Genomic DNA, 17246 nt, shown 5'->3' with positions numbered 1-17246 from the left:
AGAGAGCAACAGTACACTACGAGCGCTTCGGTGTTGCAGGCCAGGCCTCTGCATTGAGCAGGATGACTTCGATTTCCTCGGTAATCTCTTCCTGGCGGATTTCACGCCCCTTGCGGGCGAGGTCTTCCAGGCGCTCGTCGAGGTAGCGCACGGCGCCGTCCAGATGTTGCATGCGCTGCCGGTTCTCCGCCAGCAGTGAGCTGTAGGCGATGTCATGCAGGGCGGCAAACAGGTAGTGATCGACCAGTTCTGCAAAAAAGGGAGTCGGCGGCAGGTTCAGGTCCGGCGCAGATGGGTAGCGGGCATTCTCAATGGGCACCGAGGCAAAGGGTGGCAGCAGCTGCCGGGTCCTGACGTCCTGGCTGTCGGCATCATGGTAGAGCACAGCCAGGTTCAGCCCGATGCCCTGCTGTTGCAGCGTTGTCAGGGTTTCGGTCAGCCGGTTCAGGGTCTCGCCGACCTCGTCGAGCACCGAGGCACCGTCGATAGCGGTGTAAAGACGCGGGTCATCGCCGAGCCTGCTGTAGAGTTTGTGGCCGCAGGCAATCAAGTCGGCCTTTTCGGTTGAGGCGGGTTCCAGCGCCTGCAACAGCCGTTCGTTAAAGTTGCCGCAAAAGCCGCGTTCGGAGCCCAGCAGGAGGTGGATCTGCCGGCCCGGTACGGTGGTTGTCCGGTACTGTGGATAGAAGCTCAGGAAGTCCGCGACCGCCGTATCGAGGCTGTGCATCATGGCCTGCTGGACGTCAAGACGCGCAGTCAGCCGGCGGGTTTCCATGAAGGCCAGCGATTTCATTGCATCCATGATTTCGCGGGCTTCGCGCAGCTTGCGCAGATGCCGCTCAAGCTGTTGACGGCTCATCCGTGCTCGTCCTGTGGCGGTTTGAGCCAGCCGAGCAGTGCACTGGACCATTGCTCACGGTCGTCATCCAGCGTAAGGCCTGATTGTAGGCACTGTTGCTCCAGCTGCTGCAGGGTGGAGGCGACTTCGGTCAGTTCCAGTGCGTCGAGCAGTCCGTTATTGAAGGCGATCATCCAGCCGAGCTGAAATTCGATCGGCACCGGTGACAGGCGCTCCTGCTTGAGAATTTCGCGCAGTACCCTTCCACGGCGAATGCTACGCTCCATCGCTGCTTCAAGCCGGGCGCCGAAACGGGTAAACAACTCGAGTTCCAGAAACTGCAGATAATCCAGCTTCATGCGCCCGGCTTCCTGCTTGATGCACGCATGCTGGGCTCGGCCGCCGATACGGGAAACCGATTTGCCGATATCGATCGCCGGCCGGAATCCGCCACTGAACAGTTCGGCGTCGAGGTAGATCTGACCGTCGGTGATGGAGATCAGGTTGGTGGGGATATAGGCGGCGATCTCGCCCAGGCGGGTTTCGACAATCGGCAGCGCTGTCATGCTGCCACCGCCCAGGCTCGCCTCGAGGCAGGTCGCCCGTTCAAGCAGGCGCGCGTGCACGGAAAAAATGTCGCCGGGATAGGCTTCACGGCCCGGTGGGCGGCGCAGCAGCAACGAGAGTTCGCGGTATGTCTTGGCATGTGTCGAGAGGTCGTCATACACCACCAGAGTATGATGGCCGGTACGCATCCAGCACTCGGCAATGGCGCAGCCTGCGAAGGGAGCCAGGTGCTGTAGCCCGGGCAATGCGCTGGCCTCGGCCACCACCACCGTGGTGTAGTCCATGGCGCCGGCATCGCGCAGCAGCGCGATGGTATCGACGATGGTCGTGCGCTTCTGGCCGATCAGTACATACACACAATTGATCTGCTGCCCGCGCTGGTTAATGACGGTGTCCAGTGCCAGCGCGCTGCGTCCCAGTCCTTCGTCGCCGATCAGCAGCTGGCGCTGGCCGCGCCCGATCGGAATCAGGGTGTCGATGACCTTTATGCCGGTGTAGAGCGGCTGTTGCACAAAATCGCGTTCAATAATGGCGGGGGAGCGGGTTTCCAGTCGCTGCCAACGGCTGCTGTCGGGGAGGCGCTGTCCATCGAGCGGATTACCCAGCGGATCGATGACCCGCCCGAGCAACGCGTCGCCAACCGGAATGCTGAGCGGGGTGGGACTCAGCTGCACCACGGTTCCGGCCGTGAGCCTGTCGGTGATTTGCAGCAGAATTGCGCCAATCAGCTCCTCGTTGAGGTCGAACACCAGCCCGTGGCTGCCATCGGCAAACAGCAGTACATCATCGATGGCTGCCGTCGGCAGTCCGGTAACCCAGGCAATGCCGTCCCCGACCGAGACCACATGGCCCTGTTCGGTGATTTTTACCCCGAAACGGTACTGCTCCAGCCAGCGTGCCTGGCGGGCCAGCGGTCCATCAGGCCTCTCCGGCGCCTTGCTGGGCTTATTCATCGGCCGCTGCCTGAGTTTGTGAGTCGGGTCCATGACAGGGGCCCACGCTATTGTTCGTTGCCAGCGCAACATCGGCAAAACTCTGCAACTCGTCCTGAAGACTGGCCCGCAGTAGCCAGGGGCCGATTGATATTCGCAAGCCGGCCAGCAGGGCAGGGTCCTCGATGAAATGACATTCTATGGTGCGATCCAGCAATTGCTGCAGGCTCTGCTGCAGTTGCTCGCGTGCGCTGGATTCCAGCGCGAAGGCGCTGCGAATCTCAACCGGCTCAGGGTGCTCGGCTTCCTGTTCACGCAGTGCCTGGCGTTGCTCGGACGCAAGCTGGGGCAGGGATTCGAGCAGCAGCGCCAGCAAGCGACTTTCCAGCTCCGGGCCTGCACTGTGCTCCAGTACGCGGGTGGCAAAACGGCTGGCCTGGCGCAGGGCCTGCTGTTCAAGTTGCAGCAGCAGTGCCTGCTCGCGGCGCTGCAGGCTGACCCGGGCCTTTTCCCGCGCCTGGTCCAGCGATACCTGCAGTACCGCTTCCTGCCGCGCCCGTTCGCGGTTGAGCTCCTGTTGCAGGGTTTCACGGGCCTGCTGGCGTTCCTGCTCCCAGTGGTTGAGCCGGTTTTCGTACTGGCTCTGCAGTTGCTGTGCCTGCTGTTTCATCGTCTGGGCGTCAGCGAGTTGCTGCTCGATACCGGCACGACGGCGGGCGATGACAGCCTGCAGCGGCTTGTAGAAAAACCGCTGCAAAAGCCAGATCAATACGAGGAAGTTGATCATTTCCAGCAGGAAAGTTGACCCGCTTAATTCCATGCCGATACCTCCGGATCAATAATCGCGTTCAGGATGACGCCGGCAGCAGGTATTCCAGCAACGGGTTGCGGAACAGTACGATCAGCACGATGACCAGGACATAGATCGCCAGGGACTCGATCATTGCCAGACCAATGAACAGCGTGCGCATGATCGACTTCTCCGCCTCTGGCTGGCGGGCCAGGGCATCCAGCGCACTGCTGATGGCGCGCCCCATGGCCAGGGCCGGCAGCAGCACGCCGATGGCGATGCCGAACACGGCGGCGACGGTCGAGGCCAGGGTAATCCAGGTCATCGCAGTCATGAGCTCTCTCCTTTGGACTGTTGCCTAAGTTGCTGGGACTGAAGGCCGCCGGCGACATAGATCAGTGCCAGCATGCCGAAAATATAGGCCTGTACCAGCGCTTCGATAATATGCAACATCAATATCGGGATCGGGGCGAGAAAGCCCGCGACCAGCAGAATCAGCAGGGCAGCGGTTTCCAGGCTCATAATGTTGCCGAACAGGCGCACCGCCAGCGCAATGGTGCGGGTGATCTCGCTGATAATGTGAAACGGTAGCAGGATCGGGCTTGGCGTCAGGTAGTGGCGCAGGTAGTTTTTCAGCCCCTGGCTGCGGATTCCGAACAGGTGTACCGACAGAAACACCAGGATGGCCAGTGCCGCGGTTGCCGACAGGTCGCGTGTCGGCGAGTGGAGGCCCGGTATCAGGCCGGCCAGGTTGGCGACGACGAGAAAAATCCACAGGCTGGCGATGAACGGCATCAACAGCCGGACATGGTCCGGGGCCACGGTACGGATCGCATCCTCGATGGTCGTGACGATGCCTTCGGCCAGCAGTTGCACGGGGCCAGGCTGCAGCTGCAGGCGGCGCGACAGTAGCCGCGCCGACAGTCCCAGCAGGACAATGATGCCCCAGGTGGTGACAACCGTGCCGGTGATTTCGAGCGGGCCGAGCCGAAACAGCACGGTGGCGAACATCTCTGAATCGGCCATGCATCACTCCCTTATCAGCAGGTAGACGTTAACGGCACCGACGCAGACCCCGACAAAAATCAGGCTCAGCGTCCAGCGCATCGAGTAGCCTTCGACAAGGTTGTCCAGCCAGTGCCCCAGGTAGGCGCCACCCACCACCGGCAGTACAAAGACCAGGCCCAGGGTGCCGATATAGACGGTTTGCGCCAGCAGGGTTGAACGGTCACGCTCTGCCTGTTTCATGCGCCTGGCCTGACGCTTGAGTTGCTGTTCCAGACGCCTGTTGCGATCCTTGTCCATCAGCGCCCTCCAGGCATCTGAACGACCCGGTCATGGGCCAGGTCGGACAGGCGGCGCAGCATTTCATCCTCCATTCGGCGCAGGCTGGTTTTTATCGACAGCACATTCTGCTCCTCCGCCAGCAACTGCTGCTGCAGCACGGCGCAGATACGTTCGTAGTCGCTGTCCAGCAGGTAGCGCCGGGTGCAGATCTGTAACCGGTTGTCGACGAAATAGAGCAGGGCGCCGGGCAGGGCCAGGTACTGCCAGTCTGTATCGGCGCAGCGAAAGCGCGCCAGGCCGAATATGAGCGAGGTCATAAGGCGCGCGCGGCCGGCCAGCAGGCCAAAACTGCCGGAGGCATCTTCACCGACAAACGACGTAACGCCGTCGATCTGCGTTTGCTCGGTGGTCGAAAACAGCTGCAGTGAAAAGCTCCTCATGTTTTCACCCCCTGCATGCTGCCGCGCATGTAGCAGTGCTCCTCCGGAATCTCGTCATAGTCGCCGCGCAGAAAAGCCTCGCAGTCCGTCAGGGTGGTTGTTAGCGGAACCGAAACGCCGGCTATGCCGGTGTGGGATGCCGTGACCCGGAAAGGCTGGGTCAGGTAGCGTTGCAGTTTGCGTGCCCGCATCACGATCTGCTGGTCCTGCTGCGACAGTTCTTCGACCCCTAGCATCGCGATGACATCCTCCAGCTCGTGGTAGCGCGCCAGGTGTTCCCGCACGGCCTGCGCGATCGCGTAGTGGCGATCCCCCAGGGTGTGGCGGTCCATCAGCCGGCTGCCGGACTGCAGCGGCTCGACCGCAGGATAGATACCCTTGCCGGCCTGGGCGCGTGACAGCACTACGGATGAGTCCAGGTGGCTGAGAATCGCCCCGACCGCGGGGTCTGTCATATCGTCGGCCGGCACGTAGACGGCCTGAACCGAGGTGATGGCGCCATCCCGGGTAGACAGAATACGATCCTGCAGTTCGGCGACTTCGGTTATCAGGGTCGGCTGATAGCCGACGGTTGCCGGCATGCGCCCGAGCAGGCTGGAAATCTCGCTGCCCGCCTGAACGAAACGGAAGATATTGTCCATCACGAACAGCACCTCCTTGTGCAGGCTGTCGCGCAGGTATTCAGCGTAGGTGAGCGCTGAAAGGCCGATACGAAAACGCACGCCCGGCGACTCGTCCATTTGCCCGAACATCATCAGCGTCTGTGGCAGAACGCCGGCTTCGCTGATTTCGTGCCAGAGCTCATGGGCCTCGCGGATGCGCTCGCCGACCCCGGCAAACACGGATACGCCCTGGTGCAGTGCAGCAACAGCCTGCATGAACTCCATCACCAGCACCGTTTTGCCGACGCCGGCTCCGCCAAACAGGCCGGTCTTGCCACCCCGAATAAAGGGGCAGAGCAGATCGATGACCTTGATGCCCGTTTCCAGGATGGCGCCGGTGCCGACGGCATCCCACAGGGCGACCGGCGTACCATGAATGTTGCGATAGGTGTCGGGGGATAACGGGGCTTTGCCATCCAGCGGCTCGCCGAAAATATTCAGCAGTCGGCCAAGACACTGGGATGTGACCGGCACATGCAGCGGCGCGCCGGTATCGTAGACGGTCATGCCACGATGCAGCCCGCTGGTGCGGTGCAGGGTAATGGCGCGGATATGGCGTTGATCGAGGTGCTGGTGGACTTCGAACATGCAGGTTTCATGATCGAAATACGCGCAAAGCGCCTGCCGGAGCGGCGGCAGTTTGGTACAGCGGATAACCACCACCGGGCCGTGGACTTCGGTGATGGAGCCGATGGCGTTGCGAGTATCCGTTGCGTCTGCCGTAAGGGCCATGCTGTGCTGACCATAAAGATGAGTACTGTCCCAGCATAGAACATCCAGCCGTATGGCCGATTGATGCAGCGCAAAAAACTATCCGTATGCCGCCTGCGCAATGGGTTACGCCGCGTCTGCTGAAGGAGCGTAGTGATGAAAAAAGAGGTTCTTCGCGTTTTACCGGGAATAAGCCGCTCTCTTTCCCGAGGTGCCAGCCAGCAACCCGAATTGCAGCCTCCAGGACCCATATATGGGTGAAACGGCGCCTGGGTACTGGATTTCCGTGCTTGCGCAGCCAGTGCGCCGTGTAACCCATCTGGGGTGTCAGTTCAGCACTGCGCGAGCCGGTATCGTTGATGGGTTACGCCGCAGCAAATCCGTCGCGTAACGATAGCGCGGTGCTATTGCGGCGCCACCCATCCTACGAAAGGCGCTTTCTCCCACCCAAAGCGCGATGACCCAAAAAAGAGCAGTGGTGTTGGTAGCTCAGGGGGAGGTTCAGTGAAAGGCGCGAATGGGGTTGTGGGTGATCCGCCGCCCGAAGCCCCTGGCGGGACTGCAGACGGCGGGTTTGCCTACTTGGCAGGCGGGATTTTACGGTGCAGGGCTAATTCTGGTGTTGGTATGTTACATCGTCCACAGTTTTGTTGCCGGCGGCATCCGTCGATTCAACATGGAATGTATAGGTCGCGCCCCGACTGCCATTGAAGGACATGCTGTGACTGGTCACCAGAGCATTGTCGGTAAAGGGTGCGAATCCCTCTATGACTACCACGCTGTTGGCAGGCTCGTTGGTGGTCCAGGTAATTTCGAACTTGTTACCCTTGAGGCTTTGTGACTCTACATTCGTAATGGTTGGTGCTGTTGAATCGATTTCGCAGGCCGTACCAACGGGTGTCACTACTTCAGAGGCCAAGTCGCTAGCGCCGTCGCTGTCTGTCGCCGTCAGCATCACCGTATACGCTTGGCTGCAACCATAGTCATGGCTAGGAGAAACTTGGCTAACGGGTACGGAGCCGTCACCGAAATCCCATTCATAGCTCAGGGCAATGCCATTGTTGTCGTCTTCGAAATCACTGCTGGAATTGGTAAAGGAGCAGCTTAGCCCGGTGCAGCTGATCGAGAATGCGGCGACCGGTGATTCGTTCACGGAGGAGGGAACCCCACCCAGAGCGCTCATTGCGTCATTGGCCTGTACCAGGCCATAACCGGTGGCGCTGTCCTTGCCCGCAGGACCGAGGTCAAAAGCCGTGACTTGCATGGCGGCGCGGATATCGGCATTAGTTGCGTTGGGGTAGGCACTCATAAGCAGAGCGGCGACCCCTGCGACATGCGGTGTGGCCATGGACGTTCCGTCCCAGGAGGCGTAATCACCTTTGCCGACGGTAACGCTGGCAGTCGCGGAGCTGCCCAGCAGTGTCTGGCCATCGGCTTGGGAAATACCCAGCGACGGAATGGATGTGTCTATGCCGCCGAGCGTTCCTGATAGCAGCCCCGGCTCATTGTTGTAAATCACCGCCGCCACGCCGCCACCTGCCTGGCACGCAAGCACCTTGTCGGCGAAGGTAATATTACCGCGCTGAATCAAACAAACCTTGCCTGAAGCGTCGGTGCAGCTGTTTTCCCCAATCCCGCAGTCAACCAGCGCACCTGTGGCGGTTGCATACGGCGATCCCTCCATCGCGAGGGCTTTGTAGCCGGTACCATTAACCTCCAGAGTTTCGACGGTGCCGGTGCCGGTGGGAACCGTCGATTTGACCGCGACGCCGGGCGCGGCCAGTTCAACTTGATCGTTTTGCTGCGAGAAGCTGGCGACATTCCTGTCGGCGTCAATGGCCGCTACCGAGATTACCGAGGCATAGGATGCTGGATAGCTTTTGCGCGTGTTGCCATCATTGCCGGCCGCTGCCACCGAAAGGACGTTGTCGTTGTCATACAAGCCCTGGAACGCCTGTTCCTCGGTGCGGCTCTTGAAGGTACCGCCCAGGCTCATGCTGATAATATCCGAGCCTTCGGCAGCACAGCGCTGGGCTGCATTGATCAGAGCGGAGCTATAGGTCCAGGCGCAGTCACTGCCGCTGAAAACCTGGACCGAATACAGTGAAACGCCGGGGCTGACGCCCACCACGCCCAATGTATTGCCAGCCGCGGCGATGGTGCCCGCAACATGGGTGCCATGGCCGCAAACGTTGCTGGTGTCGCTTATTGTGTCACCGTAAATTGCTGTATCGGCCAAGTCGTCATGGTCTGCCTCTATTCCGGAATCGATGACGCAGACTTGAACTCCGGCGCCGGTGACCGTTCCGGCATCAGTAAGGCCGTCGCTATTGGCATCCCAGATATCAGTGGCCTGCACCATGTCGATGCCATAAGGCGTTGTCTGGGCCATTGGATAACGTTTGGGATCCTCTTCGACAAGTACCACGTCAGCCCTTTTCTTCAATGCTTCGACCGCTTTGGCGGGCAGGGTGGCCGCATAGGTGTTCAGGTTGTCGAAGCGGTAGTGAATCACGCCCTGGCTGTGTTTGATCGCCTGCTCAACGGCGGCACCACGTTGCGGGTTGTATTGGATAAAGACCCTTTGTGCTACATCGGGGGACGAACTGGCAGGGGCTGCCGCGGCGACGTTAGACAAACTGTACAAAGCCATAGCCACGCCGGCCAGGTAGGACATTCCAAACTTGTTCACGGCGGTTTACTCCTTGGAGCCAAAAGCGGAAGAAATAGATAATACGGTAAAACCGGTACTGATTTTTGTAATTTAAAGTTTACACATCGAATCAACATTCGAAGATGAAAATTTTGAGGGTGGCAAGGCAGTTCGGTGAATCGCGCTTTTTCGCCAGTGCTTCATGCGGTTTTTGCCATCTGCGCAACGGAACTCTGAATAGCTGCGCTCAGCGTTTGCGGCGACGCATAAAAAAGGGGGCGAACTTGCGTTCGCCCCCAGGGTCATGTGCACTTTAAAAGTGCGGATGAAACTTGTCGCTTGGCTGAACTCAGCCGAACTGGTTCATGGTGTTGTCTTTACCACCGGCTTTCAGCGCGGCTTCACCGGCGAAGTATTCCTTGTGGTTGTCACCGATATCGGAACCGGCCATGTTCTGGTGCTTGACGCAGGCGATGCCCTGGCGAAGTTCCTGACGCTGTACACCCTTGACGTAAGCCAGCATGCCTTCGGCACCGAAGTAGCCTTTGGCCAGGTTGTCAGTAGACAGCGCGGCGGTGTGGTAGGTCGGCAGCGTGATCAGGTGGTGGAAGATGCCGGCTTCAGCCGCGGCATCGCGCTGGAAGGTACGGATCTTCTCGTCGGCAACCTGAGCCAGTTCGGTTTCGTCGTATTCAACGCTCATCAGGTTGGCGCGGTCGTAGGCGCTAACGTCCTGGCCGGCTTCAACCATGGCATCGAATACCTGCTGGCGGAAGTTCAGAGTCCAGTTGAAGGACGGGCTGTTGTTGTACACCAGCTTGGCATTGGGCACGACTTCACGGATGCGGTTAACCATGGAGGCGATCTGGCCTACGTGGGGCTTCTCGGTTTCGATCCACAGCAGGTCGGCGCCGTTCTGCAGGGAAGTGATGCAGTCCAGTACGCAGCGGTCTTCGCCGGAGCCTTTCTTGAACTGGAACAGGTTGCTCGGCAGACGCTTGGGACGCAGCAGCTTGCCTTCGCGGTTCAGTACCAGGTCGCCGTTTTTCAGGTCGGCAGTAGAGACTTCTTCGCAATCCAGGAAAGCGTTGTACTGGTCGCCCAGGTCACCCGGCTCGTTGGTAACGGCGATCTGCTTGGTCAGGCCGGCGCCCAGGGAGTCGGTACGGGCGACAATGACACCGTCGTCGATACCCAGTTCAAGGAAGGCGTAACGAACGGCATTGATCTTGGCCAGGAAGTCGGCGTGGGGCACGGTAACCTTGCCATCCTGGTGACCGCACTGCTTCTCGTCGGAGACCTGGTTTTCCAGCTGGATGCAGCAGGCACCCGCTTCGATCATTTTCTTGGCCAGCAGGTAGGTGGCTTCCGGGTTACCGAAACCGGCGTCGATGTCGGCAATGATCGGCACGATGTGGGTTTCGTGGTTGTCGATCTTGGCCTGTACTTCGGCTTCCAGCGCCTTGTCGCCGGCGGCGCGGGCGGCATCCAGATCAGTGAACAGCAAGTCCAGTTCGCGGGAGTCGGCCTGGCGCAGGAAGGTGTAGAGTTCTTCGATCAGGGCGGCGACAGAGGTCTTTTCATGCATGGACTGATCGGGCAGCGGTCCGAACTCGGAGCGCAGGGCGGCAACCATCCAGCCAGACAGGTAGAGGTAGCGCTTGCTGGTGCTGCCGTGGTGTTTCTTGATGGCGATCATTTTCTGCTGACCGATAAATCCATGCCAGCAACCCAGGGACTGCGTGTAGGCAGAGCTGTCGGCATCGTATTCAGCCATGTCCTGGCGCATGATGGCCGCCGTGTACTTGGCGATGTCCAGACCGGTTTTGAAGCGGTTCTGCGCTTTCATGCGTGCAGCGTATTCAGGGTTGATGGCATTCCAGGTGTTGCCCTGAGCGGCGCGGAGGCTGGCGATTGCGTCGATGTCGTTGTTGTAGTCAGACATTTTTCATCCCTCGGAGTACTGACAGCCGGTTGCGAGGCTGTATGAGTTGGCTTACGAAATCCATACTATGCTGATTGATTTTATAATTGAAATAAATGGGTTCTATTTGTAACATTCACTGAGTGAATGTTTGCCCGAAACACCCATAGTTACTGACTTTGCGCAGGTTAAATTGCAATGCATCTGGAACGGCTCGACCTTAATCTACTGGTTTACTTTGACGTTTTACTGCGTGAGCGCAACGTCACCCGCGCCGCCAGCCTGCTGGGTATCACACAGCCGGCGATGAGCAATGGCCTGCGGCGCCTGCGCGATACCTTCAGTGATCCACTGCTGGTACGCACCAGTGAAGGCATGCTGCCCACGGAGCGCGCACTGATGCTGCAGCCCATGATACGTCAGGCGCTGGCCACCATTGAGCTGGCGGTCGAACCCAGTGTGAAGTTCGATGCCGGCAGCAGTGACCGGGTGTTTCGCATCATGACGAGTGATTATGGCGAATCGACCCTGATACCTCTATTGCTCGAACGTCTTAGAGATGAAGCGCCCGGTGTGGTGCTGGATATCCTGACTCCCAGTGACATGAGCTTTCTGGATGTGGAGCAGGGTCATGTGGACCTGGTGATCAACCGCTTCGACAGCATGCCCCAGGCCTTCCATCAGGTAACCCTGTGGCGGGACAGTTTTTCCTGCCTGTTCAGCGCAGATAATCCGATCGCAGATAATTTCAGCCTGCAAACCTACCTGGAGGCCAGTCATGTCTGGGTCAGCAAGACCGGCATGGGTGCCAGCCTTGGTATTACGCCGCAGGACGTCAAGCGCCTGGGCTGGGTGGATGAAGCCCTCAAGCGCATCGGGCATCAGCGGCACATCTCGGTCTTTACACGGCATTACCAGTCGGCGGTACATATGGCGCAGCAGAAAAACCTGGTGGTCACCATTCCGGCCCGTGCCGCTGAGGCCCAGCGCAGGGATCCGCGTCTGATCATGTGCGCGCCGCCCTTCGATATCCCGATGTTTGAACTGAAGATGGCCTGGAGCCCGCTGCTGCAGCACAACAGCGCCCATGAATGGATACGGCGCCTGGTGGTGGAGGTGGCTCAGAGTTCGCAGGCGGACACGCGCTAACGTCTGGTCGCCCCTACTTTAAACTGATGTCGGTGTGCTGGACGCCAATCAAGAATCTGCTGCCAGGAAGGAGCTGCTGTGCCCGCCAAAATTCCCGCAACATCCTCCATGCCGACGCCGGGCGCGCCGGGCTCAGCCTGGTCGCCCTTGCGCCATGGCGTCTTTCGCATGCTGTGGTTTGCCTGGTTAACGGCCAATCTGTGCATGTGGATGAACGATGTCGCCGCATCCTGGCTGATGCTCTCGCTCAGCGACAAGCCGCTGATGGTGGCGCTGGTGCAGGCGGCCGCGACGCTGCCGGTGTTTTTGCTGGGGGCGCCCAGTGGGGCATTGGCAGACATCCTTGACCGGCGGCGCTATTTCATTGCCACCCAGGTCTGGGTTGCCATGGTGGGCGCGGTGTTGTGTCTGGTGGCCCTCGCGGGCGGCCTCACGCCCACGCTGCTGCTCCTACTGACGTTTGCCAACGGCATTGGCCTGGCCATGCGCTGGCCTGTGTTCTCGGCCCTGGTGCCGGAGCTGGTGCCGCGCGCGGAACTCGGCAAGGCACTGGCGCTCAACGGCGTGGCGATGAATGGCGCCAGGATTGTCGGGCCCATGATTGCCGGCGTGATTATCGGCTGGGGCGGCAGTGCCTATGTGTTTCTGCTCAATGCCCTGCTGTCAATGCTGGTGGCGCTGGCACTGATACGCTGGAAGCACGAGAGCAAGGTCAGCACATTGCCAGCCGAGCGCTTCTTCGGCGCCATGCGCGTCGGCTTTCAGTATTTCCGGCAGTCGCCGGAGTTCCGGGGACTGCTGTTGCGGGCCGTTTCCTTTTTCCTGTTTTCAATCGCCGCCGTGGCGCTGTTGCCTCTGGTGGCCAAGCAACTGCCGGGCGGTAATGCCAGCACCTTCACGCTGCTGCTGGCAACGATGGGCGGCGGCGCCATCCTGTCGGCGATGCTGCTGCCGCGAGTCCGGCAGTTTCTTGGCCGCGACCAGGTGGCGCAGTACGGTATCCTGCTGAACGCGGTAGCGACCCTGTGGCTCGCCCTGGCGCCGAATCTTTGGCTGGCGCTGCCGGCGTTGTTGCTGTCCGGCCTGACCTGGCTGGCGACCGCCAATTCCTTCAGCGTCAGCGTGCAGCTGTCATTGCCGGACTGGATACGGGCGCGGGGCATGTCGATGTACCAGATGGCGATGATGGGCGGCAGCGCGATCGGGGCGGCGCTCTGGGGGCAGGTGGCGAGCCTCACCGATATCCGCACCAGCCTGATCGTGGCGGCACTGTCGGCGGTGCTCGCGTTGCTGCTGGTCCGGCGAATACCGCTGGAAGCCGCCGTCCGGCGCGACCTGACGCCGTCGCCCTTCTGGAAAATGCCGCAATTGTCGGTGCAGGTCGAACCCCACCGGGAGCCGGTGATGGTGCAGGTCGAGTTTCGAATCGATCCGGCCAGGGCAGAGGAGTTCATGGCGCTGATGCAGGAGAGCCGCGGCGCGCGCCTGCGCAACGGCGCCTTGTCCTGGGAGCTGTTTCAGGATGTAGCCCAGCCGGGGCGTTTCGTCGAATACTTCGTTGACGGCTCCTGGGTCGAGCACATGCGCCAGCATGAGCGGGTTACGGCTCATGACCAGGCGCTCTGGGAGCGCAAGCAAGCCTTTCAGCTAGGCGACCAAGCGCCGTCGATCTCTCACTTTGTCGCTCGGCGGGTGCGGCGTGGCTGAATACTGCAGTCTCGGTTCTCTCGGTTCTATTGGTGTTGCCGTTGCCCGGGCCGCTCGGGGATAATCGGTTAATCGTCAGGCGATGGTAAAAGGTGCGCGGCTTCAAGCCGAGGGCGCCTTTTTTCCTGCTGGCAATATGCCCCGCCGCCCTGGAATTTGAGAGAGGAAGATGGATGTTCGATATCGATGCGTTGCTGGGTAGCCTGCAGGTCGAGCAACTGGACCGGTACCTGTTTCGCGGCGCGTCACTGCCGTTGCCGCTGCCGAAGATCTTCGGTGGCCAGGTTCTGGCCCAGGCTCTGAACGCGGCCGAGCGGACGGTGGAAAACGAGCGTCACGCCCATTCGCTGCACGCTTACTTCCTGCGACCGGGAAACGAAGCGCTGCCGATAATCTACGATGTCGATCCGATTCGTGACGGCGGCAGCTTCACGACCCGTCGAGTGGTGGCCAAACAGGACGGCAAGGCGATTTTCAGCTGCGCGGTCTCCTTTCAGCGGGTCGAAGAGGGGCTGGAGCATCAGGCGGACATGCCCGCGGACGTACCCCTGCCGGAATCCCTGCAAAGCAATGTCGAGCGGATTCGCCAGCTTGCAGAGCTGACCGGTGACCCCCGTCAGCCTTTTGAGCTTCCGCTGGCGGCCATCGATATACGTGTGGTCGATGGGGCCGATCCTTTTAATCCCGGCGTTGCAGAGCCGGTTCACGGTTACTGGTTCCGGTATCCAGGGCGCCTGACGGACGACCCGGCGGTTCACCGTACTCTGCTGGCCTATATTTCCGATCGCGGGCTGATTACGACGGGCCTGCATCCGCACGGCGTGAACATGCTCACGCCGAACATTCAGCTGGCGAGCCTGGATCATGCGCTCTGGTTCCACACCCGGTTCAGGGTGGATGAGTGGATTTACTACCAGATGGAGAGCCCGCGGGCGGGCCATAGCCGGACTTTCGGCCGTGGCAGCTTCTACAGTCGGGACGGAGTGCTGGTGGCCAGCAGCGCGCAGGAAGGATTGGTGCGGGTATAGCAGCCTGTCGGACTTAACACTGATCTACTGCGGAAAAGCCGAGCTTGGTCATTTTATGTACTCTTTTTTGTTAAATAGAATCACTATTCACAAGCTACATCCCTGTAGCTTGCCCTGTGGGTAGCTATCGCTGTGTAAATCGGCAATCCTGCCGAATTATCGCCTCAAAAGAGCTCAAAAACTGCCGCAAATCGGTCTTTCCCTCGCCACGATCGGCTAAGCCCTGCAGGCTGCTAGATCGCCAGTCCTAACCGCTTGTTAAAACGGCGAGGGCGCTAATCGCTTCAACGGGGAACGGGCTTTCGGCCTGGGCCTGTTTTGCGATCGCGGGCGGCATCGATCAGATCGGCCGCCCGGATGTTGAGCTCTATCAGAGCGCGTTCAGCGCTGCATCATAGTTGGGTTCATCGGCGATTTCTGCCACCTGTTCGGTGTGCAGGACTTTGCCGTTTTCATCGATCACGACAACGGCGCGGGCCAGAATGCCGGTCAGCGGTCCGGTGGTGATCGTCTGGCCATAGGCCTGGCCAAAGTCGGAGCGAAAGGTCGATGCGGCGGCAACCTTGTCGATGCCTTCAGCGCCACAGAAGCGGGCTGCGGCGAAGGGCAGGTCAGCGGATACGCACAGTACATTGACGCCGCTATCTGCTGCACGCTTGTTAAAGGTGCGCACGGACGTGGCGCAGGTCGGAGTATCCACCGAGGGGAAGATGTTGAGAATCAGTTTGCTACCACGATAATCGCTGAGGGAGGCTTCGCTGAGGTCCGTTTTTACCAGGGTAAAGTCCGGCGCCTGGCTGCCTACGGCCGGCAGGTCGCCGCAGGTTTCAACCGGATTGCCTTGCAGAGTAATGGTGGCCATGAGTTACATCCTGTTTTAAGCATGAAAGTAGTGAAGCTTCCGAAGAATACCACCTGCAGCGGAAATTAGAACCGCACACTCCATGACCGACTCCATCTGCCTTATTCGTTCAGTCTGGCTGAACAATAGCTGCAAAAGGTTTCGTTTTTTTCCGTCGCGTCGGTTTTCTATAGTGGTTCCATCAACCGGGGGCGATGCTATACATCCCGGTACAAAAGGAGCCTGAGGAGATCGACATGCGCCTGCAAAACACCCTGATTAATCCTGGAACGCACAGGTCCCGCCTGGCGCTGCTGGCAGGCGCCGTATCGCTGGCGTTGTCTGGGGCAGGTCGCCTGAGGCTGGATGCCGTCCTGGCCCGCCGATTCTGAATAACTTGCCCGTCAATCTGAGCATAGGGGAGAGCGGTATGATTACAGTACGTTCAAGCGATGCCCGCGGACGTGGAAACCACGGCTGGCTCGATAGCCGTCACAGCTTCTCGTTTGCCGACTATTACGATCCGGCGCACATGGGCTTTTCGGCCCTGCTGGTCATCAACGAGGACCAGGTCATGCCCGGTGAGGGCTTTGGTACCCACGGCCACAGGGATATGGAGATCATCAGCTATGTGCTCGAGGGCGTGATTGCCCACAAGGACAGCGAGGGCAATGTACAGCAGCTACCCGCCGGTGAGTTCCAGCTGATGTCGGCGGGCAGCGGGATTCGGCACAGCGAGTACAATGCTTCTGAGTCCAACGGGCTGCGTTTTCTGCAGATCTGGATCGAGCCCGATCAGCTGGGCGGCAAGCCGGGTTACCAGCAGAAGAATTTTGGTCGGCGCAATGGCCTGACCCTGGTGATCAGCCCGAATGGCGAGGCGGGCAGTTTGCAGCTGCGCCAGAATGCGAAGTTGTATCAGGTGCTGCTGGACCCACAACAGCACCTGACGTACGCATCGAAGCCGGGGCGACGTCAGTATATTCACCTGGTCAAGGGAGCGCTGACGCTCGGCAAGACGCCGTTAGGCCCTGGCGATGGTGCCAGTATCGAAAACCTGCGTGAACTGGACTTGCTGGCGGGCGAGGCACCGGTGGAAGCGCTGCTGTTCGATCTGCCCTGAGCAAGCCGCAGCTAAAAAGGCCGGCCCGGTATCCCGATACCCGGCCGGCTTTTTTGACGGCGACGCAATGCGTCAGGCGAGGGTTAAAACCTGGCTATTTTTGCGCCGTAACCGGTTGCTGATACGCCTGGGTGCCCCAAAGCGGCACCGTCGACAAGCTGTGCTTGAAGCTGCCGGATGTCTCCTTGGTGGAGTAGGACAGGTACATCAGGGTTTGGGAGTCGGCATCAAAGATACGACGAATCTTCATGGACTTGAAGAAGATACTCTTCGATTTTTTGAACACGATGTCACCGTCGGGGGACTTGTCGATGGCGGCGATCATGGCCGGGGTGATTTCGCCAGTTTGCCGGCAGGAAATCGACGAGTCACTCGGGTCGGCAAAATCCAGATTGGCCTCGATGCTTGCCACATGGCAGGTCACGCCCGGTATCAGCGGATCAGTCAGCACGTTGAGTTTAATGTCCTTGGTGGTCAGCAGGCCCAGTGACACATCCCCCACTTCATTGCTGTCACAACCTGCCATCAGGACAGAAAAGCCGAGTACTAACAGTTTTTTTCTCATGCAGAGGATTCCTTGCCGTGGGCATCGCT

Annotated in this window: 17 protein-coding genes; 5 read left to right on the top strand and 12 right to left on the bottom strand. The window is 59.8% G+C overall.

The genetic code is table 11. The annotated features are described in order from the left end of the window. Positions 1-16 precede the first annotated feature (16 nt). The 10 genes from F451_RS0104430 to F451_RS0104385 all read right to left on the bottom strand — a co-directional run bounded on the left by F451_RS0104430 (position 17) and on the right by F451_RS0104385 (position 10825). Positions 17-859 (bottom strand): F0F1 ATP synthase subunit gamma, encoded by an 843-nt coding sequence (locus tag F451_RS0104430; protein WP_020680141.1) that lies wholly within the window; start codon positions 857-859, stop codon positions 17-19. After that, a complete protein-coding gene (locus F451_RS0104425; RefSeq protein ID WP_020680140.1) occupies positions 856-2358 on the bottom strand; it encodes a F0F1 ATP synthase subunit alpha in 1503 nt (500 codons plus the stop codon). Before F451_RS0104425 ends, F451_RS0104430 begins: the two co-directional genes overlap by 4 nt. After that, on the bottom strand, positions 2351-3157 hold the full coding sequence (locus F451_RS24800) for a F0F1 ATP synthase subunit delta (protein ID WP_020680139.1): 807 nt from the start codon (positions 3155-3157) through the stop codon (positions 2351-2353). Before F451_RS24800 ends, F451_RS0104425 begins: the two co-directional genes overlap by 8 nt. A 28-nt stretch (positions 3158-3185) precedes the next feature. Next, positions 3186-3461, bottom strand: a complete 276-nt coding sequence (locus tag F451_RS0104415) for an ATP synthase subunit c family protein (protein WP_020680138.1) — start codon at positions 3459-3461, stop codon at positions 3186-3188. Continuing rightward, a complete protein-coding gene (locus F451_RS0104410) occupies positions 3458-4153 on the bottom strand; it encodes a F0F1 ATP synthase subunit A (RefSeq protein WP_020680137.1) in 696 nt (231 codons plus the stop codon). Before F451_RS0104410 ends, F451_RS0104415 begins: the two co-directional genes overlap by 4 nt. 3 nt (positions 4154-4156) lie before the next feature. Next, positions 4157-4432, bottom strand: coding sequence for an AtpZ/AtpI family protein (locus tag F451_RS0104405; RefSeq protein WP_020680136.1), 276 nt, complete (start codon positions 4430-4432; stop codon positions 4157-4159). Then, positions 4432-4854 carry a F0F1 ATP synthase subunit delta/epsilon gene (locus tag F451_RS0104400; RefSeq protein ID WP_020680135.1) on the bottom strand — a complete coding sequence of 141 codons (423 nt, stop codon included), beginning with the start codon at positions 4852-4854 and terminating at the stop codon, positions 4432-4434. The genes F451_RS0104405 and F451_RS0104400 overlap by 1 nt, the downstream gene beginning before the upstream one ends. Further along, complete coding sequence (gene atpD, locus F451_RS0104395) at positions 4851-6248, bottom strand: F0F1 ATP synthase subunit beta (protein WP_020680134.1); 1398 nt, start codon at positions 6246-6248, stop codon at positions 4851-4853. Before atpD ends, F451_RS0104400 begins: the two co-directional genes overlap by 4 nt. A 589-nt stretch (positions 6249-6837) precedes the next feature. Next, the gene (locus F451_RS24795) at positions 6838-8904 is read right to left on the bottom strand and encodes a S8 family serine peptidase (RefSeq protein ID WP_020680133.1); all 2067 of its coding nucleotides are present in this window, start codon (positions 8902-8904) and stop codon (positions 6838-6840) included. 325 nt (positions 8905-9229) lie between these two features. Beyond that, positions 9230-10825 (bottom strand): isocitrate lyase, encoded by a 1596-nt coding sequence (locus F451_RS0104385; protein WP_020680132.1) that lies wholly within the window; start codon positions 10823-10825, stop codon positions 9230-9232. A gap of 177 nt (positions 10826-11002) precedes the next feature. On the opposite strand from F451_RS0104385, the gene F451_RS0104380 reads away from it, so the two are divergent. The 3 genes from F451_RS0104380 (at position 11003) to F451_RS0104370 (ending at position 14688) form a co-directional block, all read left to right on the top strand. After that, positions 11003-11953 (top strand): LysR family transcriptional regulator, encoded by a 951-nt coding sequence (locus tag F451_RS0104380; protein WP_020680131.1) that lies wholly within the window; start codon positions 11003-11005, stop codon positions 11951-11953. 78 nt (positions 11954-12031) lie between these two features. Beyond that, complete coding sequence (locus F451_RS0104375; RefSeq protein WP_020680130.1) at positions 12032-13660, top strand: MFS transporter; 1629 nt, start codon at positions 12032-12034, stop codon at positions 13658-13660. A 173-nt stretch (positions 13661-13833) separates the two neighbouring features. Next, positions 13834-14688 carry an acyl-CoA thioesterase gene (locus F451_RS0104370; protein WP_020680129.1) on the top strand — a complete coding sequence of 285 codons (855 nt, stop codon included), beginning with the start codon at positions 13834-13836 and terminating at the stop codon, positions 14686-14688. Between the two features lie 370 nt (positions 14689-15058). Here F451_RS0104370 and tpx read toward each other — a convergent pair whose 3' ends face one another. Continuing rightward, positions 15059-15550 (bottom strand): thiol peroxidase, encoded by a 492-nt coding sequence (tpx, locus tag F451_RS0104365; RefSeq protein WP_020680128.1) that lies wholly within the window; start codon positions 15548-15550, stop codon positions 15059-15061. 236 nt (positions 15551-15786) lie between these two features. Here tpx and F451_RS28570 point away from each other — a divergent pair, with 236 nt between their 5' ends. Together F451_RS28570 and F451_RS0104355 are read left to right on the top strand one after the other, a co-directional pair. Beyond that, positions 15787-15921: a hypothetical protein gene (locus F451_RS28570; RefSeq protein ID WP_020680127.1), complete on the top strand. Its 135-nt coding sequence runs from the start codon at positions 15787-15789 to the stop codon at positions 15919-15921. A gap of 38 nt (positions 15922-15959) precedes the next feature. Further along, complete coding sequence (locus F451_RS0104355) at positions 15960-16652, top strand: pirin family protein (RefSeq protein ID WP_020680126.1); 693 nt, start codon at positions 15960-15962, stop codon at positions 16650-16652. A 94-nt stretch (positions 16653-16746) separates the two neighbouring features. Here the strand turns inward: F451_RS0104355 and F451_RS0104350 are convergent, their stop codons facing one another. Then, a complete protein-coding gene (locus F451_RS0104350) occupies positions 16747-17217 on the bottom strand; it encodes a CreA family protein (protein ID WP_020680125.1) in 471 nt (156 codons plus the stop codon). Positions 17218-17246 lie beyond the last annotated feature (29 nt).

It is taken from the genome of Marinobacterium rhizophilum DSM 18822 (genome assembly GCF_000378045.1).
Taxonomy (GTDB): Bacteria; Pseudomonadota; Gammaproteobacteria; order Pseudomonadales; family Balneatricaceae; genus Marinobacterium_A; species Marinobacterium_A rhizophilum.
The sequence above is the reverse complement of the archived record's forward strand: the minus strand, read 5'-3'. Positions and strand labels throughout refer to the sequence as shown.

What these genes read in the sequence shown, in the direction of transcription:
- F451_RS0104355 (WP_020680126.1), top strand. Translation starts at nt 15,960, where the DNA reads ATGATTACAGTACGTTCAAGCGATGCCCGCGGACGTGGAAACCACGGC.
- F451_RS0104380 (WP_020680131.1), top strand. Translation starts at nt 11,003, where the DNA reads ATGCATCTGGAACGGCTCGACCTTAATCTACTGGTTTACTTTGACGTT.
- F451_RS28570 (WP_020680127.1), top strand. Translation starts at nt 15,787, where the DNA reads ATGCGCCTGCAAAACACCCTGATTAATCCTGGAACGCACAGGTCCCGC.
- F451_RS0104385 (WP_020680132.1), bottom strand. Translation starts at nt 10,825, where the DNA reads ATGTCTGACTACAACAACGACATCGACGCAATCGCCAGCCTCCGCGCC.
- F451_RS0104430 (WP_020680141.1), bottom strand. Translation starts at nt 859, where the DNA reads ATGAGCCGTCAACAGCTTGAGCGGCATCTGCGCAAGCTGCGCGAAGCC.
- F451_RS0104370 (WP_020680129.1), top strand. Translation starts at nt 13,834, where the DNA reads ATGTTCGATATCGATGCGTTGCTGGGTAGCCTGCAGGTCGAGCAACTG.
- F451_RS0104425 (WP_020680140.1), bottom strand. Translation starts at nt 2,358, where the DNA reads ATGAATAAGCCCAGCAAGGCGCCGGAGAGGCCTGATGGACCGCTGGCC.
- tpx (WP_020680128.1), bottom strand. Translation starts at nt 15,550, where the DNA reads ATGGCCACCATTACTCTGCAAGGCAATCCGGTTGAAACCTGCGGCGAC.
- F451_RS0104415 (WP_020680138.1), bottom strand. Translation starts at nt 3,461, where the DNA reads ATGACTGCGATGACCTGGATTACCCTGGCCTCGACCGTCGCCGCCGTG.
- F451_RS24795 (WP_020680133.1), bottom strand. Translation starts at nt 8,904, where the DNA reads ATGTCCTACCTGGCCGGCGTGGCTATGGCTTTGTACAGTTTGTCTAAC.
- F451_RS0104405 (WP_020680136.1), bottom strand. Translation starts at nt 4,432, where the DNA reads ATGGACAAGGATCGCAACAGGCGTCTGGAACAGCAACTCAAGCGTCAG.
- atpD (WP_020680134.1), bottom strand. Translation starts at nt 6,248, where the DNA reads ATGGCCCTTACGGCAGACGCAACGGATACTCGCAACGCCATCGGCTCC.
- F451_RS24800 (WP_020680139.1), bottom strand. Translation starts at nt 3,157, where the DNA reads ATGGAATTAAGCGGGTCAACTTTCCTGCTGGAAATGATCAACTTCCTC.
- F451_RS0104410 (WP_020680137.1), bottom strand. Translation starts at nt 4,153, where the DNA reads ATGGCCGATTCAGAGATGTTCGCCACCGTGCTGTTTCGGCTCGGCCCG.
- F451_RS0104350 (WP_020680125.1), bottom strand. Translation starts at nt 17,217, where the DNA reads ATGAGAAAAAAACTGTTAGTACTCGGCTTTTCTGTCCTGATGGCAGGT.
- F451_RS0104400 (WP_020680135.1), bottom strand. Translation starts at nt 4,854, where the DNA reads ATGAGGAGCTTTTCACTGCAGCTGTTTTCGACCACCGAGCAAACGCAG.